9 protein-coding genes are annotated in these 18,132 nt (G+C 42.2%); 2 read left to right on the top strand and 7 right to left on the bottom strand.

The window, feature by feature from the left end; translation table 11 throughout:
* The 6 genes from DBR11_RS18050 to DBR11_RS18025 all read right to left on the bottom strand — a co-directional run.
* Window positions 1-1,953, bottom strand: a 1,953-nt coding sequence (locus tag DBR11_RS18050; protein ID WP_158275322.1) for a glycoside hydrolase family 2 TIM barrel-domain containing protein, incomplete at its 3' end; no start/stop codon positions are given.
* A gap of 15 nt (window positions 1,954-1,968) precedes the next feature.
* Window positions 1,969-4,191, bottom strand: coding sequence for a cellulase family glycosylhydrolase (locus DBR11_RS18045; protein ID WP_108554036.1), 2,223 nt, complete (start codon window positions 4,189-4,191; stop codon window positions 1,969-1,971).
* A gap of 11 nt (window positions 4,192-4,202) precedes the next feature.
* Window positions 4,203-5,258, bottom strand: a complete 1,056-nt coding sequence (locus DBR11_RS18040; protein WP_108554053.1) for a glycosyl hydrolase 53 family protein — start codon at window positions 5,256-5,258, stop codon at window positions 4,203-4,205.
* Between the two features lie 7 nt (window positions 5,259-5,265).
* Window positions 5,266-6,378 (bottom strand): SusE domain-containing protein, encoded by a 1,113-nt coding sequence (locus DBR11_RS18035; RefSeq protein ID WP_108554035.1) that lies wholly within the window; start codon window positions 6,376-6,378, stop codon window positions 5,266-5,268.
* Between the two features lie 15 nt (window positions 6,379-6,393).
* Window positions 6,394-8,025, bottom strand: a complete 1,632-nt coding sequence (locus DBR11_RS18030) for a RagB/SusD family nutrient uptake outer membrane protein (RefSeq protein ID WP_199233876.1) — start codon at window positions 8,023-8,025, stop codon at window positions 6,394-6,396.
* A gap of 20 nt (window positions 8,026-8,045) precedes the next feature.
* Window positions 8,046-11,021 carry a TonB-dependent receptor gene (locus tag DBR11_RS18025; RefSeq protein ID WP_108554034.1) on the bottom strand — a complete coding sequence of 992 codons (2,976 nt, stop codon included), beginning with the start codon at window positions 11,019-11,021 and terminating at the stop codon, window positions 8,046-8,048.
* A 195-nt stretch (window positions 11,022-11,216) separates the two neighbouring features.
* Here DBR11_RS18025 and DBR11_RS18020 point away from each other — a divergent pair, with 195 nt between their 5' ends.
* Both DBR11_RS18020 and DBR11_RS18015 read left to right on the top strand, forming a co-directional pair.
* On the top strand, window positions 11,217-15,308 hold the full coding sequence (locus DBR11_RS18020) for a two-component regulator propeller domain-containing protein (protein WP_108554033.1): 4,092 nt from the start codon (window positions 11,217-11,219) through the stop codon (window positions 15,306-15,308).
* A 105-nt stretch (window positions 15,309-15,413) separates the two neighbouring features.
* On the top strand, window positions 15,414-16,529 hold the full coding sequence (locus DBR11_RS18015) for a thiol-activated cytolysin family protein (RefSeq protein WP_108554032.1): 1,116 nt from the start codon (window positions 15,414-15,416) through the stop codon (window positions 16,527-16,529).
* Window positions 16,530-16,548: 19 nt separating this feature from the next.
* On the opposite strand, the gene DBR11_RS18010 is transcribed toward DBR11_RS18015, so the two are convergent.
* Window positions 16,549-18,132, bottom strand: a complete 1,584-nt coding sequence (locus tag DBR11_RS18010) for a fibronectin type III domain-containing protein (protein WP_108554031.1) — start codon at window positions 18,130-18,132, stop codon at window positions 16,549-16,551.

Genomic DNA, 18,132 nt, shown 5'->3' with positions numbered 1-18,132 from the left:
TTTCCCGTTCAAAAACAGTTCTACAGTTTCCGCATTGGTATTTACCCAAACCTCTACAGGCTGCCCTTCTTTTCCTTTCCAGTTCCAATGCGGCGAAAGGTGTAGCACGTCCTGATCGGTCCACCAGGATTGATAATAATAGTATATATTTTTAGGAAAGCCACAAATATCCATTACACCAAAATGTGAATTGATATTAGGCCATTCATAAGGTGTAGGTTCGCCACGGTAATCAAATCCGGTCCAGATAAAACCGCCCATCCAATACGGATTCTCGGCCGCCAGTGTCCACCAGTCCTCAGCCTTGCTTGCCCACCATGGGGCCGTAATGTCCTGGTCCGGCACATAACCTGCAATAGAATCTTTTACATAAATCCCCCTTGTTGTCACCGTACTACCCATTTCTGTTCCAATCACAGGTTGACCAGGATGATCCCTGTGGTAATCTGCAACAGCAAACTGACGGTAATTGAATCCGCGAACCGGAATCACCTCATTAACGCCGGTAAACACATTAGCTAAATCGGCAGCATAAGTACTGGTACGGTATGGATCAAGTTCATTTTGTTTAGCCAGTAAAGTCTGAGCAATACGTTTACCAATGGAATTGGTTTGAATCAAACCTTCTTCATTACCAATAGACCACATGAACACACTGGCGTGGTTCCGGTCCCTTTTGATCAGCTGTTCAAATTGCGACATATACTCGGGGCTGCTGTTCAGCAATCGCTGCTCATCCATCACCAGCATTCCTAGACTATCACAGGCCTCAAGCAGCTCAGGTGTCGGCGCATGATGACTGGTTCGGTAGGCATTGCATCCCATTTCTTTTAGCAGACCAATACGGTAATATTGAAGGTAGTCGGGCAAAGCGCTTCCAAGGCCCGCATGATCCTGATGGTTATTCGTACCCTTGATCTTTACGTGTTTCCCATTGAGAAAGAGTCCTTTTTCCGGATCGACTTTAATGGTTCGGACGCCATAACGGGTCACCACACTGTCCAATACACGACCTCCCGATTTTAATACAGAAACAACCTTGTATAAATAAGGATCTTCTAAAGACCATAACCGAGGTTTATCCAGTTCTATGACTTGTTGAACGGAAGCTTGTCCGTTTATGGCCAAACTCAGCGCCTGGGCCTGGCTTTCGGCTAGCTTTTTTCCATTCCGATCGGCGAGATAGGTATACAGTTTGACCTGACCTGCCTCAAGTCCCAGATTTTTAAGTCCGGTTTCAACAGTGATTTTGGCTTTCTCCTGCACTACCGCCGCATGTACAAAAACATCCTCTTTCGGAATATGCAGATTATGGTACTGATTTAACCAGACATGACGGTAAATACCGGCCCCTTCGTAAAACCAACCCTCATACTGAGTAGCATTTACCCGTACCACCAATACATTCTCTTTCCCAAAATTCAGGTAATCTGTTAGATCATACTGTACACCAAGATAACCGCTTTGATGATTACCCAGGTAAAATCCATTGATCCAGATTTCTACATCCCTGAAAATTCCATCAAACTGAATCTGGAAACGTTGCCCGGAATCTGCTTTCGAAACCAGGAAATGTTTACGGTACCAACCAATACTGGTTTCTGGAAATAAACCGCCTATGGGCTTATAACCATGGGCCAGAACATCTGCATTTGCAGATTGAACAAAAGGCAGTTCTGGCGCCCAGTCATGAGGAACATTCAATTTCCTCCAGCCAGCATCATTAAATTTTGGATCTATTGCTGTGTTTTCCGCTTTCCCGGATTTTGCAAAAAGATTGGCTACCTTATAATTAAAATCTTTAGATGGATCAGCCGCGTGGCCAAAACTGAACCTCCAGTCTTCATCAAAATTAATTCTTCGTGGAAGGCTATGCTGCTGGGCAGCTAAGGGTTTAGGGGCAAATAGCTGAGCAATCAGCATCAGCAGAAAAAATCCTGTAAATCGGCGCATATTCTGTAGTCAATGTTATTTAAGGTAAATGGATGTAATTTCCAGGGTATTAGGTTCTGTATTCCCCTTGTTTTTCAGGCCGTAACCAAAGGTGAGCTCCAGCTTCTGTACATCTTGTAAATTAAAAGCATGATCATTTTCAGATCTGTAGTATAAGGGTAAAAATCCAGGATAAGGTCTGGGCAACAGCAGTTGGGCATCTTTCTGTAAAGTGCTCAGGGGAATTTCTATATCAGAAAACTCACCGCCTGCCATAGCTTCCGCAGAAAAGAAATCACCTTGTTTGGTGATGAAACCAAATTTGATCTTCAGAGGCGTTGTATTTCCCGTTCTGGCCCGGATAACTATGGTTTTCAAAGCCGTGCTTTCTTCAGGGCTGAGTCCAAGCTGATCTTCCACAAAACTCTGGATACCAATCAGCGGGCTCGCCTCTGTTGTATCCAGTTTCAACCTCAATAGGGTTGGAACTGGAATTTCTCCATGCACATATTCCAGTGCCTTGTTGTTCCAGTCCGGATTGTACACAATAACTTTGTCTTTGTCGGCAAAGGGGCTGAACAAATGAATTCCGGATGCTTTCGGCGCCACAAACTCCCCTGCCTTAATCTGACCAATACGGCTTTGGGCAGTAAAAGTATTTTGCTTTCCTTTTTTTACCAGCCAGTATACACCTGGAGATACCCTAAATTGATATCCCGCAGCTCCCGAACCAGAACCTGCAGAGCCATTAATCCCACTAACCTGAAAATCCTGCCCTAAGTCTGGAAGGTTCAATTTCATCAGGTGATTTTGCCACCTGATCCTGGCGACCTCCTTTTCAGGAACATTTCTTTCAAAAGGATCACGGATAAAAGCAGCATCAGGCATCACCTCCAACCTCCAGATCCCCTCAGCCACCCGGTCTATAAAATAAGCTCCTGTACCTTCATACTGGATTACTCCAGAATTGCCAACCCCAGCAATATGACGCAAGGAGGTACTATCTACCGGTGTTGAAGTTGTTGTATTGGAATAGTAGAACTCCTCGGCTGTGTTCATTTCACTCAGAGAAGTCTCAGGATCCAAACGAAAAGCATCAAATGAAGTATCTGTAGCATACTTTTTCAGTCTTGGCAATTGGTGAAAAGCCCTTGAAGCGATGAGCAGACTAATGGCCTTGGCCGGGGTATAAGCTAAATTTAAGTAGTGAGTTTGGTATTCTACATTCGTAGAGGCCGTAGCCATTGGATCATAGGCAAATTGGGTTGCCCACTGAAATCCTGCAGTTCTGAAACTTCGCGCCATAGCAGGATACATATACGCAGCCAAAACATCTGCAGCATCAAATTCATACACCATCCTGGCCCTGTTGTTAAAACCCGGAATACTGTCAAAAGGGATTGTATATTTAGACACATTTGGCAAATAGTTTCCTTTCTGAGTATGTCCAGCCACCAGTCCAGTTGGATACCACTGGAAACTATGTCCCTGAACATCGGCTTTCACTATCGCATCAGCATATTTTGGAGATTCACTAATGTTGTAAAACACAGGCTTGGTCCAACCTGTATTTCGAATGGCCTTAACCATGCGGTTGATATACTCTGTTGTTCGTTCTTTTGGACCACTGTGCTGTGGTTCATTGTTAATCTCTGTTGCAATAATATCAGGGTCCTGTTCATAAGTAAGCCCTGTATATTGGTTTTTATGCTTAAAAAACTGACTAAGGTATCTTTCCTGTGCCTTAAAGGCCTCTTCTTCTACCAAAGCCGTTTTTTTTCCATATTTAGCAGAAAAACTGCCTGTGTTTTCGTCTTTTTCAGGATAACCATTACCCCAGAAAGCAATCGGGGTAATAATGGTTTTAATATTTCTTTTTTTAAGCTCTGCAATCAGAAAATCAAATAACTTCAGATGTTCATTAGAGACCAGATTGCCTGCAGCATCAGAAATTTCGGCATCCCAGACATGAACCCTGAAAGCATCGAGCCCAAGACGGGAAAAATGGTACACATCATCCTTTATAGCCTGCTCCACAGAAAGACCAAGCCGATTAATGGACCGGTAACCATAAGCAAAAGGTGCCGTATAGTTAACCCCGAAAAAGGAGGCTTCTTTTTTATCTTTTTCCCAGCGCATAATTCCCTGCGCATCTATATAAACACCTTGTTTTGCAACTGTGGTTTTAGGAGACTGTGCTACCGCAGATGAGGCAAATAAGGAAGCTACGGCAAGTAATAAAATCTTTTTTTCTGTCATCGCGGTTTTAATTATGGTAAAAAAGCATCAAGTGCCGCAGTTGGTTTACCTGTGTCGTCAAATGCACCTAGTTTATAGCCATTCCAGCTATTATAAGATTCTGGCTCCCAGTAAAATACACCCAGCCCTTTTTGATTAGGAAGCGCTTTAGTTTTAGCCAGCAAGTCGGCAATAAAAGATTTAGACGCTGCAGCCTCGGCCACAGGCATTCCAATCTCACAGATCATAATCTCCGAACCATAACGGGAAATTATATCGGTCATGTTTGCCAGGCATTGCGTATTTTTTGTTGCCCAATCTGTTGCCGAGGGATATAGAGACATGCCAATCACATCCCATTTAGCCCCATTGCTTTTCAAGCCATCAAACATCCATCTGAATAAGGAATTATCATATCCGTTAGACAAATGCACAATCACCTTTGAACTTGGGTTCACAGATTTCACTGCATTATAGCCAGAAAGCACCAGATCTGCGAAATTTTTCATACTGAGCGAGGCTTTGCCCTGTTCCCAAAGCATGCCATTATTTGTTTCATTACCCACCTGCACCCATTCCGGTATAATCTTATTGTTTTTTAAGGTCGTTAGTACGTCTACAGTATGACTATAGACCGATGTTTTCAAAGCGGTAATGTCCTGGGAAACCCAGTCGGCCGGTTTGATCTGCTGGCCAGGATCCGCCCAGGTATCGCTATAATGAAAATCGACCAGTACACGCATGTTCATGGCCTTAGCGCGTTTAGCTTTGGCGAGTACATCGGCTGTATTACACCAGCCCGAGGACGGGTTTACCCATACCCTCAGCCGGATGGAATTAATACCTTTATCACTTAAGATCTTAAACAGGTCCTGCTGTATACCAGCACTATTGTAAAATTTCTTACCTCCAGCTTCCATTTCACTTACCCAACTCACATCTGCCCCTTTTGCATACGTGCCCGGAGGATCTGGTAAAGGGTAAATCTGTGTATCTCCTTTTGGAGTTTTCTTGCAGCCTGCTGCAAAAATAATGGCCAGGAACAAGATGCTTAAATTCTTAGCGCCGTATATAGAATTGAGTTTCATTTTCTTCTTATTTAATTGAATAGGTATAATTTCCATCGCCGGCACTTAGATCTAAAGTTACTGTAAACACACCAGTTTTAGGAACAGGAATATTGATGCCGCCCCAGGTAGGCGCTCCGGCAAAAATCAATGTTCCTTTATCGTCTAACTTATAGCTGATGTCATACCCCCCGTTAGATGTAAATGCAAATCCTTTTCCTTCAGTAAGGCTCACATTGGCAGCCGTCCATTTCTTTGTAGTGGCATTGTATATCATTGGAGTTGCAGAAGTACTCCAGCCATTATCATCTCCCGAAATGAAGAATTTTACTGCGGTATAATTGATCGTCAAAGCATCCAGGTCTACGTTAACTTTGGTATAGGCAGGTGATGGAGTTAACCACAAATTGCCCCCTCCAAGACTTAAGGTATTTGCATCTGTACCCCAGCCATAAGTCTTTGCATCTTTACTGGATATCAGCTGAAAGGCATCCCCACCCCATCCATCTGCATTTGGCAGATCGATATAACCCTCGTACTTCGCATTAAACTTCGCCGAAGTTAAAATAAAACCATCTGTTCTTTCAGCTGGAGTTTTCCATGAATTTCCACCCTTAACCAGCAGCGCCGGATATTCCACCATAGACTTGTACGGGGTTACATTCATTTTCAACACAGAATAGCTGGGTTTAACCGTAGATTGTACGCCTGTGTTTTGGTTCAGTTCTGTTTTTAAACGAACAACAATAGTGCTGCTCACATCAACAGGCAACATCATCTGTACCGCTAATAAGGCATTAAAATCTGCACCGAGGTAGGTCTTTTTAAGGCTATCAGCAGCAAGTTTAACGTTGACCGCATTGGACCAGGCATTGGCACCGCTCGTATCTGAGGGTACATCAAATTGCAAAGTATAAGTGGGTACTACCTTAATACCATAATCGGCGGCCTTGAAACTAAAAGTAACCACCTTTACAGCATCTGTAGCTTCTGAAAGGACCACACTACTGGCCGAACTGCTGAAAGCCAGTGTACCTGCAGCTGGCGGAATGACGATATTTTGGCTTTGCTCCTTTTTACAAGCAGTAAAAAGAAGAGGTAAAGAGATCATCAGTAAAAACCGATTCATTAAATTCTTCATGATTGCGGAACTAGATTAATAACCTGTGTTTTGAGTTAAATTAGGATTGGCAGAAAGGTCCGTTGGCGGCAAAGGAAATAGATTGAACTTAGCAGCTACAGAAGTACCTGCCCTCACACCGCCTTTCCAGGCCCATAAGTACGCATTAGTGGTGAACTTATTGTAGCGGATCAGATCTGTTCTTCTAAACGCTTCGTAATACAATTCACGCCCCCTTTCGTCCAGAATAAAATCTGTAGTCAAGGCTGTCGAACTGATATTCCCCACAGTACTGCCATTATAAGCTCTTGTACGAAGCCTGTTGATATAATCTAGCGCTGTGCTTAAACTTCCACCCGATCCACCTCTTAATACAGCTTCTGCATAAATCAAATAAGTTTCACCAAGTCTGAACAACGGAAAATCAATATCAGAAAAGTCTTTAGCGGCATCCTGATGAGGTGCGGGTCCCCCCGACCGGGTTTTATTCCTGAACTTCATGCTCGAATATCCGTCTGTGGAGACATATAGTTCCGTCATTTCCAAATTCTGACCAGTCATGTAAAACTGCGCCCTGGAATCTGTATTACCCGTTTTATCTGCAAAAAGATTCACAAAATTCTCCGTAAAACGCAATCCGCCCCAATCTCCGTTAGACCCGGAAACCTCTGCCGGTACATGGGCCGGCCCATGCATCAGGTAAGTAGTACCGCCATAATTCTGGGTACTCGTTCCATCATAATTGATGGTCAGAATAAACTCGTCCGTATTCAGGTAATTGTCAGCAATGGTCAATTCGCGGTAGTTATTGTGTAAAGTATAACCAGCCTGTGTAATTTTATTGCAATAGTTAATGGCCTCAGTATACTTCGGGCTGCCTGTATAGACTTCAGCATTGAGGTACATTCTCGATAATAAAGCCCAGGCAGCAGCCCGGTCTGCCCTGCCGTATTCATTTGTTTTAGGTGCAGCAAGGTCATTTTCAATAGCCTTTAACTCTGATTCTATATACGTAAACAGATCTTTACGTTGAATCTGTTTAGGAAAATCTTTTCCCCCAATCTCTATTGCCTCAGTAACCATAGGCGGATTGCCATAGATATCCATCAGTATCCAATATTGATAAGCTCTAAGAAAACGGGATTCAGCCCTGTACTTTCTAATATCGTCTGCATCTGCCCCACTAATCCCTCTTTTAGCGATATTATCGTCTGAAGATTGCCTGATGAAATCATTACATAGGGTAATCTGAAAAAAAGATCTGTAATACAATCCATTAATAATAGAATTGATGGAAGACCAGCTCAGCTCATGAAGTCCCTGGATACCCGCATCACTCTGCCAGGACCAGGCAGCTTCATCGGTAGTCAGTTCCTGCAAATTCCAATACAGTCTCAAAAAGTCTGAATTTCCCTCATCTTTAATGATTTCTACCGGAATATCCTGCTGACCAGTAGTGGCATTGCCCGTAAGCGCGAAAGCGCCATACACTTTGGCCAGTGCTTGCTTGTAACCTGCAGGGGTAGCATAAACTTTATCTGCAGTAAGGTCGTTGGTTGGTGTAAGGTCTAATTTTTTACAAGCCCCAAATACAGTGATGGCGAGGCAGGCCAGTGAAACCATTCTTAAAAAGTTAACACGGCCATATTTTTTATGTAAAGTATTCATTATCGGATTCTTTGAAAAGGTTAAAAATTAACATTTACGCCTAAGGACATCACCCTTGGTCTTGGGTACAGATTGTTATCCACCCCAAAAGGAACTTCCGGGTCCAAACCGCTGTATTTGGTGATGGTAAATGCATTCTGAACAGTAGCACTTAACTGAAGACTGGCCTTGCTTTGAAAGATTTTGCCAAACCTGTAACCCAGATTAATGTTGTCCATTTTTAGGAAAGAAGCATTTTCAATATAATAATCACTCAACACCTGTTGGGTTTTAAAATTGGTAACCAGATAATTAGGCGATGCGTTGGCCAGAATCGCTGAACCTGTGATCTGAGCCAGGTTACCGGTTTGGCTCTTAATGTTATTGTAAACATAGTTACCCAAATTAGCCCTTAGCGTAAAACTCAAGCTCCATTGCTTATAGCTCATGTTGTTACTAAAACCAAGAAAGACCTTAGGATCTGCAGGTTTGCCTTTATGAAAATCATTTTCATTCACCAGGCCATCTCCATTTTGATCTACATAAATCCCTTCAATTGGCTTTCCAGATTGATCATAAGTCTGTTCTAACAAGTAGAATGTGTTTTTACTCCCACCAACGGCATTGATCAATGCATATTGTCCGCTTACCCCTCCGGCGATACTGCCAGCTGGAAACCCTTTATAATTGGGATCGTTAGGCACTACGGTAAGATTGGTAATCGTATTTTTGTTATACGTAGCATTAAAGCTAAAGTCCCAGTTGAGATCTGTTATTTTAACAGGCACGAAACCAAGTGTTAACTCTAAACCCTTATTATTCATATTACCCACATTAACCACTGCAGTAGCCGAGAAATTGGTACCAGCAGGCTGTGGAACCCTGTTTAAAAGATCACTTGTTTTTTTATAGTACCAGTCCAGGCTACCAGTAATGCGATTGTCTAAAAAACCTGCATCTACACCAATATTGGTAGTGGCAGTTTGCTCCCATTTAATGTTAGAGATATAAGCGCTTGGTCTGTACATCTGATAAAAAACATTTCCAAATTGATAAGAGGCATTAGGCGTACTCAGATTATAGGTAGATAAATAACCATAATTATCAATACCATCCTGCTGACCTGTTATACCATAGCTTGCACGGAGTTTAAGCGTAGACAGGTTTTTGCTGTTCTTTAAAAAATCTTCATTCTTTAAAGTCCAGGCCAGGGCTATTGACGGGAACAAAGCATATTTATATTTTGGCGCAAAGCGCGAAGAACCATCCCTGCGAAGAGTTGCCGTCAGCAGATAACGTTCGTCATAATTGTAATTTAAACGTCCAAAATAGGAAATAAGCCTATTTTGTGGTTTGTTAAATGGAAATGTTGGATCAGAGTTGGCAATTTTATTGCCATTGGCATCAAAGTCTGCAAAGTTATAGACTTTAGTCAGGTAGTCATTATAAGAATATCCTGCAGTAGCATCTACCCTGCTTTTGATCGACTTAAACTCTTTAACATAATTCAGATAAAAATCAAGGACAGTATTGGCCCGTGTCTGTTTATATTGGGTGTTAATTCCTGCACGATTGATGGTTTCTGCCGCATTCTGGTCTACAAAGACAGTTCCCTTTCCTGTAGCCACATCATAGCCCGCATTTAAATTGGCATGCAAATCCGGCAAAAAGTGGAATTTATAGTCCAGTTGCAAATTACCAATGCTCCGGTACGGATTAGACCTGTCCTGGCGTTGTTCCAGCAAACCAACTGGATTTCTTCCCACCAGGTTCACCAATCCACTTGGCGTACTTGGATCCAGCCATTCCCAATAGCCATTATAATCCGTTCTATTCGTATACACTGCCTGAGTTGGATCAAAGCTTACAGCCCCACCTATGGCTGCTGTGTTCGCAAACCGGGTTTTCAATGCGCTTCCTTTCAGGTTAAGATCTACCTTTAAATGATTGTCAAAAAAGGTAGGGTTTAATACAAAAGCAAGAGAGGTCTTTTGCAATTCGTCTGTCCGAAGAATTCCCCTTTGGTTCTGATAGCCCAAAGAAAGTCTATACGGCAGATTTTTAATCCCGCCGCTGATGTTCAGGTTATTGTCTGTAGCCAGTCCATCCTGATAAATCAAATCCTGCCAATTGGTATTGAAAGCACCCAGCATATCTTTCTGTTTCTGTGTTCCGCTGGCATTAACAATACTCCGAATCTGATCAGCACTGAGTACATCTACTTTTTTAATGATCTTAGAGAGAGAATTCACGGAATTGAAACCTAATTTTAATTCCCCTCCCAATCCTTTTTTAGTGGTAATGATAATAACACCATTAGCAGCTCTTGCACCATAAATGGCAGATGCTGAGGCATCCTTCAAAACCGTAAAAGACTCAATATCATTTGGATTAATGAAACTCATAGGATTGGATGCTCCGGAAACACCACCATTTTCAAGCGGAACACCATCAATAACAATCAACGGATCATTACTGGCGTTTAGAGAAGATCCTCCGCGGATGCGAATGGTACTTCCGCTTCCCGGTTGCCCACCGATAGAAGTGATCGAAACACCAGCAACCTTACCCGCAAGCATCTGCTCCGGCGTAGTAATATTACCCTTTTGAAAGTCCTTTGAACTGACCACAGCAACAGAGCCCGTCAGGTCCTGCTTCCGTGTGGTACCATACCCAACTACAACCACTTCACTTAAAGAAGCATTGTCCTCCTGCAGGGTAACGTTCAGGATGGTTGAAGAAGCAGTTACATCCTGTTTGAGGAAACCTATGGAACTGAACTCCAGCACACCCTGGCCAGATGGAATATGGATAGAAAATTTACCTTCCGGCCCCGTCACAGTTGCCTTAGCTGTTCCTTTTAAACGTACACTTACGCCAGGAAGCCCAAGCCCATCAGCAGCCGATCTTACAGTACCGGTTACCGTAACCGCTTGCTGGGCATAAAGATTTATACTAGAGATAAAGAGCAGTAAAAGAAGCCAGCTGCCCTTCAGGTAAAAAGTAGAATTGTGCATACAATATTTGGTTAGGTTTACAGCTACAAATGAAGGTCTTCTGCCCCATTTCGGCTTGTTCTATTGGTCATATTTTTTGTCCTATCCGACATATTAACTGTATACTCAACAAATATAAGCGCCATATAGACGTTTAAACGCCTAATTCTCCTATCTTTATAAAAATATAAACCCGTTTGTTTCTTTTGTTATTCCATGATCTCTTTTTTAAAAGGCCTGATTTTCATTCTATGTTGCTCTGTTGTTTCAGTTGTTTCTGGCCAGACGTTAAAATTCAGACATATTGGAATTGAAAACGGCTTGTCCAATAGTACAATTGAATGCATTTTTCAAGACCACCGCGGCTTTATGTGGTTTGGTACACGTGACGGATTGAATAAATATGATGGCAACCAGATAACGGTTTACCAGCACAATAAAGAAGAGGGCAGCATCAGTGACAATTACATCAGATGCATTTACGAAGACCAGCAGAAAACTTTGTGGGTCGGCACATCAAATGGTCTGAACAGGTTCGATCCTGAAAAAAACAAATTCATCAGGTATCCTTCTTATCCGAATAAAACAACAGGAAACAACAATATCATTACGTCTATTACCGAAACGACTAAAGGACTTTGGGTAGGTGCTTACGGTGGTGGTCTGAATTTATTAAATTCGTCAAAAAGTACCCTGGCTCTAGCTGGTCATCCAATAAACAACATCTCTGCAGAACAATCCGGTAATTTATGGTTGGCTACCGACCATGGGCTCAAACATTTCAGTCCAAAGAACGGGGAACTCAGGACGATACAAGCCTTGGAAAAGTACGTAATCCGCAGCATTACAGCTTCTCCTGAAGGAAATCTGTGGCTGGCCACAGAAGAGAGAGGACTGTTTTGCTATACCCCCGCCACTGGTGCTTTAAAACAATACCGCCACGAAGATAAAAATGTTAACAGCCTGGGCAGTGACCTGGTCAGGGCCATTGTTTTCCGAAATAAAAAAGAGATCTGGATTGGAGGGATCAATGGAGGGCTCGATCTTTTTAACCCCAAGACCAATACTTTCCGCCATTATCAGAATGAACCTGGCGATCCATCTAGTCTCTCGCAGAGAACTGTTTCTGCTATTTATGAAGACAGACAGGGAAATCTATGGGTGGGTACCCACCGTGGGGGGATCAATTTGTATTGTCCCGGTTCTGAAAAGTTCAATCTGGTACAAAAGGAACTCAATAAGAATAGCCTAAGCTATAACGACGTGAAAGCCTTTTATGCAGATCCCGATGGGCACATCTGGATTGGAACAGATGGCGGAGGTTTAAACAAGTTCAACCCCAACAACAAAACATTTATCCATTACAAAAACAATCCCTTTGATCCAACAAGCCTGGGCTCAGATGCAGTTCTGGATGTAATAGCAGACCGGAACAACACCTTATTTGTTGGCACCTGGGGTGGTGGGTTAAACCTGATGAACCGGAGTACCGGAACTTTTAGCAGGTACACTTACCACAACAATTTACCAGGCTCTATTTCTTCAGATTACGTTCAGAAATCTTATGAAGACACAGAAGGCAACCTCTGGGTTGGTACGTACTATGGTGGATTAAACCTCTTTGAAAGAAAAGCCAGCAAATTTAGCCGTTTGATAAATGGTAGCCAGGGAACAAAATTAACAGGCAATAACATTATTTCTTTGCTCGAGGACAACAGAAAGAACCTCTGGATCGGAACAGATGATGGCGGGCTAAATTGCTACAACCTGCGCAGCAAACGCATCTCACATTATTTCTTAAACGAAGAGAAGAAACCCGATCTCCGGGTGCTGTTCATGGACCATAAAAACAGGCTCTGGCTAGGTCAAAAAGGATTATACTTGTTCAATCCAGCAAAAAACACTTTTTGTTTGTATACCGAAAAAGCAGATTTGGGCAGCATTTTCATTAAGGGCATCGCGGAAGACAAACAAGGAAATTTCTGGATCTCTACATCTAAAGGATTGATTAAATTTAATCCGGAAAGCCAGGCTTATCGAAAGTACAATACGGCCGATGGCCTGCAGGGCCTGGAGTTTGAAGCCAATGCGGTAATGAAAACGACAAACGGAGAAATGTTCTTCGGTGGAGTTAATGGTTTTAATTCCTTTTTTCCGGAAGAGATCAGAATCAACAAATTTGTCCCGCCAGTTTACCTCACAGAATTTCAAATCTTTAACAATAAAATTTTACCTGGTGTAAAGGGCTCACCACTAGGCAAAGACATCAGTTTCACCAAAGAGCTGCGTCTCGATTATGATCAGAACACCTTCTCTTTTAGTTTTGCCGGCCTAAATTACACCGTACCAGAAAACAATAAATATGCCTACCAGTTAGAAGGTTTTGATAAGGGCTGGAATGAAAACCGCCTCACAGGTAAAGCTTCTTACACCAACCTGGATCCTGGAACTTATACTTTCAAGGTACGTGCTTCCAACAACGACAATGTATGGAATACGACAGGAACCTCTGTTCAAATAGTGATTAGTCCACCCTACTGGGCAACCTGGTGGTTCCGTTTGCTGGCCATCTGTTTGGTTCTATATCTGGCCTATTTTTCACTAAGCTTTAAGCGGAAACTGGAACTTCGTGCCCTGGAAGAGAAAAAAAGAGAAGAGATGCATCAGGTTCAACTCCAGTTTTTCACCAACATCTCCCACGAATTCCGTACGCCACTTTCGCTGATTCTGGGGCCAATAGACCGCTTGTTAAAAGAAGATTCGCAAACCGCTTTCCAAAACTACTATAAAACAATTCACCGAAATGCCAACCGCCTGCTATACCTGATCAATGAGTTGATGGATTTCAGAAAAATAGAAACGGGAGCTTTAAAGCTGAAAGTCATTCCAGGTAATTTAAGCCTGTTCATTGATGAAGTAGCAGAAGAGTTTTCAGAAATGGCTTTGGAGAAACAGATTACATTTAAAGTCAGAAAAACCCGCGATTTTACAGAGGTTTGGTTTGACCGGCAGATTCTCGAGAAAATCATACTCAATCTGATCAACAATTCATTAAAGTATACCAAATCAGGTGGCGAAATTACACTTGATATCCTGGACACGCTGGAAGGCACTCCACCCTATTATGAAAATCAACTACTGATTAAAAGTGATTTTGAAGCAAAAGAATATCTGTACATCAGAGTTGCAGATACCGGCATAGGCATCTCCGGAGATTCCATTCATCATCTGTTTGAACGTTATTACAGGATTACAGAATCTCATATGGGATCTGGTGTAGGACTCGCTTTTGTAAAGAGCTTAACCCTGCTCCATAAAGGCATCATCCGGGTATCCAGCCAAAAACACCAGGGTACCGAAATCATTATTGGCATTCCTTTAGCAAAGACAGATTACAATAAGGAAGAATTGTGGGGACAAGGTGAAGATAAAGGTGGTACCCGATTGGAAAGCATTAATTATAATTCGGAAGAGCGGCTTCCGGCAACAGTTAAAAGCCCTATTTCTAAAACAGGAATATCTTCATTAACCATCCGGAACATATTAATTGTAGACGACAACCACGAACTAAGATCCTTTCTTAAAGGTGCGCTTGAAAATGATTATCATATATCTGAAGCCGAAGATGGACATGCCGGTTTGGTTATGGCCAGAGAAGTTTTCCCCGACCTGGTTATTAGTGACGTGATGATGCCCGGCATGAACGGAACAGAGTTCTGCAGATTATTGAAAGGCGATTTAGAAACCAGCCACATTCCATTTTTAATGTTAACCGCTAAAGACAGTGTTGAGGCTGAAATAGAAGGTGTTGAATCGGGTGCAGATCTCTATTTCACAAAACCGATAAACATTAACCTTTTGCAGATCACCATCCGGAACATCTTTGATCAGCGACAAAAACTGAGAGAACATTATTCTAAGGATCATCAGACTGAATTAAGAGAACTGGTACATTCTTCAAAAGACCGCGAATTTATGGATAAGCTTCTATTGATCATCGACCAGCAACTCATCAATCCTGATCTGGATATCGAATACTTGTGCAATGAGATTGGAATGAGCAGAACCAAACTGTATCAAAAGATCAAAACCATCACCGGGCAGTCCATTGGCGAGTTTGTGCGGTCTATCCGCCTAAGAAAAGCAGTTGAAATTATGACGAAAGAGGATGTACTGATGACTGAAGTGATGTACAGAGTAGGCATTCAGACCCAATCCTATTTTACCAAAGCTTTTAAAAAGGAATTTGGAAAAACACCCACACAGTTTCTACAGGATTTTAATTCGCCCGGAACACCTGCAGCCTAATGCTACAAATAAAAGTTTAATCTTGGCATAATATTTAAAATTGCATATTTGTAAACATCATTTACCCAATTAGTTAAATATTAGTAGTATTAAACCGCTCTATCTATGAAACATTATTTTACACTCTTCTTATTGTTCTCTACACTATTCATTACCTGCAAAAAGGGAGACAAACTGGAAACAACGCCCCCACCTCCAACCACTCCACCCCCGGTTAAACCAATTGCCAGTACTAAAACATTTAAAATTGATTCCATCAGATCTGTTGTGCAAAAAAACGGATTTTATACTGCACTCTCCGACAGCATCTGGGCAGACAGTGCCGGTATCTCTTTTAAAGTACAAATGCGCGACGATTTAGCCGAAGCAGCATTGTCTTTTCCAGCTACTGAAAATTCCGCTATATTTCCCGGTGCTTTACTCCAGGGCAACAGTATTGGAAACTCAAACTACAAATCATTTTTATTTAGTGGCTATAAACAAAATCCTTTGGTGATTTACAGTTCCTCCCCCAGTTTCGATCCATTTATGACGAAACTCATCCCTTCACGCTCTGGTACAACCGATTTTATCAAGACATCCTTAAAGACCGATGGGAAACAGACCAACAGCTTTACCTACACCAATGGTACAGAATTCAGGAACTATAGCGAAATCACCATGTCGACCAGAAAGAATTGGGATTTTTCAAATTTGGTTATCCGGAAAGCTGGCGACAAAGGACATATTAAAAAGAAAACCGGGTTCTATGTAAACTTTGAATTAGCCCTGTTTGACATAGCCGTTGACTTTCCCGCCAGCGATTATAAAATTTTTGAAGCAGGTGTTGATCCCGCCTCCATCTCCGGAGATCCTGTATATGTAAATGATGTCGTTTATGGACGCACAGCCATCATTGCCATAGAATCCGATGCTGCTTTCCAGGAAATTAAAGCAGCTTTCCAAGCCGCACAAACAGGCAAGGAAAGCGCAGAAGATAAAAAAATACTTCAGGAAGCAGTCATTACGATCTATATGCGTGGCTTTAAAACGGCTGAGGTTAGCCGAATCCAAACTGCTCAGGGTTATGATCGCGTAAGTCTGTTTACAAAAGCCTTACTTGCAGGAGGCGCCTATTCCAATACCGATTATGGCGAGCCTATAAGTTTCTATGTAAGTAAAATCACAGACTACAGTAATATTAGGTTTAAATTCAAGTATCGTCTGGATTTCAGTATTTAACACTATAATAGTTTGCCAATTACTTTTTCCTGATTTCAATATTGTCCATATTTAAATCAGTGTCTCCGGTATTGGTAAACTTTACTCTGACTGTTTTCATATAATCACCATATTCCTTTCCTGTTTGAAATTTCAACCTCTGTTCTGTATAATCTGATTTTCCGGTCATAGTTTGATCTTTACTTTGTTCCACATCGCCACTAACCTGTTTCAGATTACCAACCGTAGCTTTCAATTTGCCTGTGCCCTTTACCCAATAAGTCAGTTCATAATCCTTGCTGTTGTTCAGATACACATACTGCTCTATACTTTGACCGGGTTTCAACAGTACTCCGTATTGTCCGGATCTCGCAGAAGCAACAGATAATGTTCCGCTTCCTTCCCATGGCAATAAAGTTGTATTGGCTTCAAAACCTGGGTTAGGCAACTCATTCCCATTTTCTAACGGCCAGTTATAAGCCCTGATATAGTCCACTTCCATATTTACCTGACCACCCGCACCATAACTTCCCAGAAAAACATTCATAAAATGATTGGGCGAATAGATCTGATTTTTATTGTCATAAGCTTTGATCAGCTTGCCATTAATGTAGTGTTTAATGCTAGATGGCGTCCAGAGTATACCATGAGTTACCCAATGATCAACATGGGTAAAGCCTTCGGCAATATCCGTAGCCAGGTTATGCAAAAAAGCCCCATACTCATCTACATGCCCATGCAATACAAACTGAGCATCCAGATTTTCAAACACATCAATCTCAAAAACCTGGCCTTTCGGACGGATTCCTTTCACGCCATCCAAGGTAGTTCCTTGCTGCAAATAGTTCTTCAAATCCGGCCCTGGCGAATCAAACCAATAAGCAGTATTGATCCCTTTGGAATTCCCGGTGCTGCTCCGTTTAACCCTAACCTCAAAATATCCCCCATGGCTGTTGTCGAGATAATTCTCATTTGTCCGCCAATCATAGGTTTGGATAGAAGAAATTTTCCTGCCACTTTCCGGGTAAAAACTTTTTAGAGGAACAGAGTCATTTGTAAATAGATTAATGCTGTGCCCATTAAAAGTCATGCCTGGCTGGGGCAAACTATCATGCTGCATTAGTAACAAATTGTCTTTTTTGAGGTAATCGATATTGGAATAATAGTTGGTGCTCCACTTATTCCGGTTCAGAAAATCATCATTGAACTCATCATTCCAGAAAATTTCCATTCCGACAGGAACAGCACTTGAACTGGCGATGTCCAGATTACTAAGTTCGTCCTTATCCAGTTGCCACTGTTTCGTTGTGCTTACTTTAACACTAATCGGTTTACTGGAACCAGCTTTGTTATAGGCCTCCAACCACACATAATACTGGGTTTCTTCTTTCAGCCCCTGTATATAATATCGTTGCTTTCCATCAACTATGGTCGCTCCAGGACTGAGCGGTTGCTGGTTCTGCTCAGACCAGTAAACTTTAAAACCCTGCTGATCAGAAGCCTGGTCTGTCCATTCTAACCGGATCCAGCTCCTGGTACCCAAGGTTTTCAGATTTGCAGGAACTGCAGGGGTCTGTCCAACAGCCCCTGCAGTGATGAAAAGTAAAAAGAATAGAATCCTCAT

Origin of the sequence: Pedobacter sp. HMWF019 (assembly GCF_003061025.1) — a bacterium.
GTDB lineage: Bacteria > Bacteroidota > Bacteroidia > Sphingobacteriales > Sphingobacteriaceae > Pedobacter.
This window is presented reverse-complemented; position numbering and strand designations above follow the sequence as displayed.